Raw genomic sequence first — 6,222 nt, forward strand, 5'->3', positions numbered from 1 at the left:
CGCCTATCTCAAGGCAACCCTGACCGCCATCGCCAACGGCCATCCGCAAAGCCGCATCGACGACCTCCTGCCGTGGAACTTCAAGACGTCAAGCTGACACGGCGAGTGACGCCCTGAAAACGCTTACACTCGATCAGCGATCTGGCCGAGCTGTTCGATGTGTCGCGGCCGACCGTCTATCGGGTCCTGCAACGAACACCAAGCGTTGAGGCATTATAGCAATCGGTAGCTGCCCTTCGCTGCGCACCACATGAACTTTCGCTACGCGGACGAACCGGACGTTCCCTGCAACTGCAAAAGATCTCGATCTAAGATGCGCGCGTTGAGTGCGCTACGCCACCCGCCGCACAGCCCACCAGCTTGCCGCCGCCATCGCGCCTGCCGTTGCGAGGCACAGTGCCAGTCCACCGAGTTGATAGCTGATGCCTGACAGTAGCGTGCCCATGAGCCGCCCTGCCGCGTTCGCCATGTAGTAGAAACCGACATCCCGAGTAATCCGGTCAACCTGACCGAAGGCGAGGATCAGGTAGGAGTGAACCGACGAGTTGATGGCGAAGACGTAGCCAAAAGCCAGCAGGCCCAAGACCAGCAGCCCTGTCAGCCAAGGCGCAGGATTGCCCGCAACCAGCACGGCCAAGGCCAGCACGAAGGGGATCGGGACGAGCAGTCCCGCCCACCGGATGGCGTCCTGCGTCACAGCAGGTTCAGGGCGATGCGCGCCGCCAAGTATGCGTGGCGCTGTGGCCTGCACGGCGCCATAGAGGATGATCCAGGCTGCCATGAAGCCGCCGACGAGAAAGAAGGCCTCGCGCCGGCCCTCGGCCGTGCCGTCCGACATGACTGCCTGGAAATAGATCGGGATGCCGACCACGAACCAGACGTCGCGCGCGCCGAAGAGGAACATCCGCGCCAGCGACAGCCGATTGACGCGCGGGTCCTGCGAGCGCCAGCCGGACCAGCTTTCCGCCGACTTCATGCGCCCGGGCAGGCCCGGCGGCAGGAACAGCGCCACGGCCAGCAGGATCACGGCCAGGACCGCGGCCATTCCCCAGACCGCAGTCTGGAAACCTGCCCACGCCAGCAGCCCCGCTCCCAGAAAGAAGCCGAAGCCCTTCACCGCGTTCTTGGACCCGGTGAGGGCCGCCACCCACCGGAAGAGCCCGCCTTCCGCAGCTGGTGCCAGCACCTTGACCGCAGACTTCGACGACATCTTGGCGAGGTCCTTTGCGACCCCTGAGGCGCCCTGCACGGCCATCACGAAGACAACCGAGGCTCCGACGGACCAAGCCGGGTCCAGCTGCGCCAGCGCCACCAGAGCCGCAATCTGGATGCCGAGGCCCGCATAAAGCGTTGCCGCCAGACCGAAACGAGCCGCCAGCCAGCCTGCTGCAAGATTGGTGATGATCCCGGCGATCTCGTACAGCAGGAACAAGTAGGCCAGCTGCACGGGCGAGAAGCCGAGCCCGTTGAAATGCAGCAGTACCAGCATCCGCAGCGCGCCATCCGACAGCATGAACGCCCAGTAGGCCGCCGTCACCGCCGCATAGGCACGGATCGGATTTGCGGGGGTGGCAACGCTCACAGTGACTCCGCCACCATTCGCGCCACGTCCACCAGACGGCAGGCATAGCCCCATTCGTTGTCATACCAGACGTAGATCTTCACCTGTGTGCCATTCACGACCATGGTCGATCCTGCATCGATAATCCCGCTGCGCGAGTCGTTGATGTAATCGGTCGAGACGAGGGGCCGCGTCTCGAAGCCCAGGATGCCTTTCAGCGGCCCATCGGCAGCGGCGGCGAACAGGGCATTGACCTCTTCGGCGGTAGTCCGGCGCTCCACCTCGAAGACGCAGTCGGTCAGCGAGGCGTTCAGCAGCGGCACCCGCACGGCATGGCCATTCAAGCGGCCCTCCAGTTCAGGGTAGATCAGGGTAATCGCCGTGGCGCTGCCGGTGGTGGTCGGGATCAGGTTCATCAGCGCCGAACGCGCCCGGCGCATGTCCTTGGCCGGGCGGTCCACGATGGTCTGGGTGTTCGTCACGTCATGGATCGTGGTGATCGAGCCGTGGCGGATGCCCAGGGCCTCGTGGATGACCTTGACAACCGGAGCGAGGCAGTTCGTCGTACAGGAGGCTGCCGTCACGATCCGCTGGCTGCCGTCATAAAGATCGTGGTTCACCCCGTAGACCAGATTCAGCGCACCACCATCCTTGACCGGGGCGCTGACCACGACGCGGCTCACGCCGGCGTCGAAGTAGGGCGCAATCTTCGCCGCCGTCTTGAAGATCCCGGTCGCGTCGATGACCAGATCAACCCGCATGTCCCGCAGCGGCAGGGCTTCGATGGTCTTCTCCTGCGTCAGCGGAATGCGGCTCCCGTCCAGCACCAGCGCGTCACCATCTGCCGAGACAGGCACCGGCCAGCGGCCATGGACGCTGTCGAACTCCATGAGCAGGGCGTGCTGTTCGGCATCGCCCGCCGCGTCGTTCAGCAGGACGATCTGCGGGCCTAGCCCTTCGTCGATCAGGCGGCGCAGAGCCAGCTTGCCGATCCGGCCAAGGCCGTTGAGTGCGATCCGGGTCATGGGTCAGTCCTTCGTCAGAGCGTCGGCGTCGATCTGATCGACGTGGTTTTGCAGCGACATCCGATCCAGCGAGGCGATGGGCAGTGCCACGAAGGCTTCCAGTCGGCGGCGTAGCGCGCCGTAGGTCTGCGCAAAGACCAGGGCCTTCTCCGCATCAGTGCCGGCCGCCTTGACCGGATCTGGCAGACCCCAATGGCCGGTGATGGGCTGACCGGGCCAGGGCGGGCATTCCTCGGCCGCTGCCGTGTCGCAGACGGTGAAGACGAAATCCATGACCGGGGCACCCGCGGCCTGGAACTCGGACAGGTGCTTGGAGCGCAGCGCCGAGACATCGTGCCCGTTCCGCTCAAGCACCTGCAGCGCAAAAGGGTTCAGCTGGGTACCCGGTCGGGTTCCTGCAGAATGAGCCACAAACCTCTCCCCGCCGAGATCGCGCAGCAGCGCTTCGGCAAAGATCGAGCGGGCGGAATTGCCCGAGCAGATGAACAGCACATGATAGCCGGTAGCGGGCATGGTTGTTGTCCCAGATGACAAAAGGAGAGCCAGCAGATCGGGGCGCGCGCGGCCCAGATCCAGCGCGAGATAACCCAGAAGAGCCTCGGTCATGTCGAGGTCGACCGAGTAGAACAGCGACCGTCCCTCGCGCCTGACGTTGACCAGACCGCAGGCGGTCAGGTCCGAGAGGTGATGCGACAAGGTGTTTGCCTTGAACCCCAAGGCTTCCGCAATCTCGGTCGGCCGCACACCGCGCGGCGCGAAGCGCATCAGCAGGGCAAAGACAGAAAGCCGGGCGGGGTGGCCAAGCGTGGCGAAGGCATGAGCGGCGCGATTGTGTTCCATATTTCCCGAATACCGGAATTAAGTTGGAATGCCAGTGAAGTTTCCATGACAGTCTGGTGACTGTCACGTCGCTGCGGACAGATTAACCCGCGCAATGAGGGCGTCGGCCGTTTCCTTCCGCTCGGAATAGCGATCTGTCAGGTAGGAGCTGCGGCCGCGGCTCAACAGGGTGAACTTCACCAGCTCCTCCATCACGTCCACGATCCGGTCGTAGAGCGCCGAAGAACGCATCCGCCCGTCCGCATCGAACTCCTGGAATGCCTTGGGGATGGAAGACTGGTTCGGGATTGTCAGCATCCGCATCCAGCGACCAAGAACACGCATCTGGTTGACGGCATTGAAGCTCTGAGATCCGCCCGACACTTGCATGACCGCCAGCGTCTTGCCCTGAGTAGGCCGTACGGCCCCCTCCGAGAGCGGTATCCAGTCAATCTGGGTCTTCATGAGGCCCGTCATGGCGCCATGGCGCTCAGGGCTGGACCAGACCATCCCCTCTGACCAGGCAACAAGATCTCGCAGCTCACGCACCTTGGGATGGCTGGCATCCGCCTGGTCGTCCACCAGCGGCAGGCCAGAGGGGTGAAAAAACCGCACCTCAGCACCAAGATGTCGCAATATCCGGCCCGCTTCTTCCGCAGAAAGCCGTGAGAAGCTGCGCTCGCGCAGCGAGCCGTAGAGGATCAGGATGCGGGGCGCATGGTCCAGATCAGGCGCGTCCAGCAGAAGGCTGCGGTCAATCACGGGCAGCAGGGAGCCATCCAGCGCAGGCATGTCATCGGTCATGTTGTCGGGCCTCAGGTGATGCGGGGAAACGGGCACGGGTGCGGTTGGCGAAGGCCACGAGGGTCAGCATGACCGGCACCTCGACCAGCACGCCCACGACCGTGGCCAGCGCCGCGCCGGAATTGAGGCCGAAGAGGCTGATTGCGACCGCCACCGCCAGCTCAAAGAAGTTCGACGTGCCGATCAGGGCGCAAGGGGCGGCGATCCGGTGGGGCACGCGCATCAGATAGGCGGCGCCGTAGCCGATGACAAAGATCAGGTAGCTCTGGATCAGGATTGGCACGGCGATCAGGGCGATGATGGCGGGCCGGTCCAGGATCGTCTGTCCCTGCAGGCCGAAGAGGATCGCGACCGTGGCAATCAGGCCGATCATCGACCAAGGCTTCACCCGCGCCGCGAAAGCTTCGATCCGCGCGGGGCTGCCAAGCACGCGCCGCGTCAGCAAGCCTGCCGCCAGCGGCAGCACGACATAGAGAACCGTTGCCAGCACCAGCGTCTGCCACGGCACCGCAATCTCCGTAACGCCCAGAAGCAGCGCGACGATGGGCGCAAAGGCCACGACCATGATCAGGTCGTTCACCGACACCTGCACCAGCGTGTAGGTGGCATCACCACGCGTCAGCTGCGACCAGACAAAGACCATTGCGGTGCAGGGCGCGGCTCCCAAGAGGATCAGCCCGGCAATGTACTGCTGCGCATCCTCCGGCGCGATCCAGGGGGCAAAGACGTAATCGAAGAACAGGACCGCCAGCAGCGCCATGGTGAAGGGCTTGATCAGCCAGTTGACAGCGAGGGTGATCAGTAGCCCCTTCGGCTGACGCGCAACGCCCGCCACGGCGCCGAAGTCGACGCTGACCATCATCGGATAAACCATTGCCCAGATCAGCACGGCAACGACGAGGTTGATCGAGGCCACCTCGGCTCCGGCAATGGCCTGCACCAGGCTTGGGGCCAGCACCCCCAGGGCCAGCCCCGCGATCATGGCCAGCCCGACCCATAGGGTCAGCCAGCGCTCGAAGGTCCCTAGGGGGGTCACTTGGGGTTGTGTCATGTCGGTCATTGGTGCTCAACTTCCCGTTGATGAGGTCAGTCTGCGATCAGCAGTCACAGGCGATCTGATCTCTGAGCGGTCATATGCTGCATCACGCGCAAAGGTCTGTTTTATTGTTTTAGCCAAACATCCGCGTCATTTAGCGCTGAAGAAGACGCGCCAAATAGCGCTGGAGGTCACAGGACAGAAAGGACCGTATTTGTCCCGCATGTTGTGACCATAGGTTTTGGTCCAACAGCAAGCGTTCGGGGACAGCGCGGCGAAATTCCGGTTCGAGCCCAATTCTACCGATGCTGCAAGGACAACAAATGGCTGTTCACCGACCGTCAAGGACGGTTAGCCGCCGGTAGTAACATCCCAAGGCATTCGTTCCGAGCTCAGCTTTCCGCGTTTGCCTTTTCGCGGTTCCACCAACGATTGGGATTGGAATTGTGCGGGTCGTAGCTGGCGCGGCTGGCCCAACAATCCTTGATGAAGATCAAAGGCTCTTCGTAATGATGTACATCGCGTATAGCATCCAGGACGCGCCCCAGCGTTTCGGGGTTCTGCTCGACCGAAATAACGACAAGGACGCTTGGGAAGGTCTGGACCTTGTTGGCGGCTCCCAGATGCACGGCGCTGGTTGAGTTTTCTTCTGGCAAGTAAGTCTCGCTGCCGATAGCGCTGACAAATGCGTTGCGCTTGTACCGGCCATAGATCAGTGGATCGACCTCCATCACGTTGTCGATGATCTTGTCCGCATCTTCAGGTGTTGCCTGAATCTCGATCTGCCAGACGCGTTCCACTGTGCCTGTTCGTGTCTTGAGTTTGCTGATGTCGATGCCTTGCATTTTCCGTAAGCGTTTTCAGGGCGTCACTCGCCGTGTCAGCTTGACGTCTTGAAGTTCCACGGCAGGAGGTCGTCGATGCGGCTTTGCGGATGGCCGTTGGCGATGGCGGTCAGGGTTGCCTTGAGATAGGCG

9 protein-coding genes are annotated in these 6,222 nt (G+C 62.8%); 2 read left to right on the top strand and 7 right to left on the bottom strand.

The window, feature by feature from the left end:
* Both KNW02_RS19800 and KNW02_RS19805 read left to right on the top strand, forming a co-directional pair.
* Positions 1–97 (top strand): transposase domain-containing protein (locus KNW02_RS19800; RefSeq protein WP_216034917.1); only part of this gene is annotated, 97 nt, incomplete at its 5' end.
* Between the two features lie 35 nt (positions 98–132).
* Positions 133–219 carry a helix-turn-helix domain-containing protein gene (locus KNW02_RS19805; protein WP_348524800.1) on the top strand — a complete coding sequence of 29 codons (87 nt, stop codon included), beginning with the start codon at positions 133–135 and terminating at the stop codon, positions 217–219.
* A gap of 112 nt (positions 220–331) precedes the next feature.
* On the opposite strand, the gene arsJ is transcribed toward KNW02_RS19805, so the two are convergent.
* The 7 genes from arsJ to KNW02_RS19840 all read right to left on the bottom strand — a co-directional run.
* A complete protein-coding gene (gene arsJ / locus KNW02_RS19810) occupies positions 332–1,582 on the bottom strand; it encodes an organoarsenical effux MFS transporter ArsJ (protein ID WP_348524799.1) in 1,251 nt (416 codons plus the stop codon).
* The gene (locus KNW02_RS19815; protein WP_216034912.1) at positions 1,579–2,586 is read right to left on the bottom strand and encodes an ArsJ-associated glyceraldehyde-3-phosphate dehydrogenase; all 1,008 of its coding nucleotides are present in this window, start codon (positions 2,584–2,586) and stop codon (positions 1,579–1,581) included. The genes arsJ and KNW02_RS19815 overlap by 4 nt, the downstream gene beginning before the upstream one ends.
* A gap of 3 nt (positions 2,587–2,589) precedes the next feature.
* Entirely contained in the window at positions 2,590–3,426 is an 837-nt protein-coding gene (locus KNW02_RS19820) for a metalloregulator ArsR/SmtB family transcription factor (protein ID WP_216034913.1), read from the bottom strand.
* A gap of 63 nt (positions 3,427–3,489) precedes the next feature.
* On the bottom strand, positions 3,490–4,209 hold the full coding sequence (gene arsH, locus KNW02_RS19825) for an arsenical resistance protein ArsH (RefSeq protein WP_216034914.1): 720 nt from the start codon (positions 4,207–4,209) through the stop codon (positions 3,490–3,492).
* Positions 4,199–5,269, bottom strand: a complete 1,071-nt coding sequence (gene arsB / locus KNW02_RS19830) for an ACR3 family arsenite efflux transporter (RefSeq protein WP_216034915.1) — start codon at positions 5,267–5,269, stop codon at positions 4,199–4,201. The genes arsH and arsB overlap by 11 nt, the downstream gene beginning before the upstream one ends.
* Before the next feature lie 368 nt (positions 5,270–5,637).
* The gene (locus tag KNW02_RS19835) at positions 5,638–6,090 is read right to left on the bottom strand and encodes a hypothetical protein (RefSeq protein ID WP_216034916.1); all 453 of its coding nucleotides are present in this window, start codon (positions 6,088–6,090) and stop codon (positions 5,638–5,640) included.
* A 35-nt stretch (positions 6,091–6,125) separates the two neighbouring features.
* A partial coding sequence (locus tag KNW02_RS19840; RefSeq protein ID WP_216034917.1) for a transposase domain-containing protein occupies positions 6,126–6,222 on the bottom strand: 97 nt, incomplete at its 5' end.

The organism is Paracoccus marinaquae, assembly GCF_018860165.1.
Taxonomy (GTDB): domain Bacteria; phylum Pseudomonadota; class Alphaproteobacteria; order Rhodobacterales; family Rhodobacteraceae; genus Paracoccus; species Paracoccus marinaquae.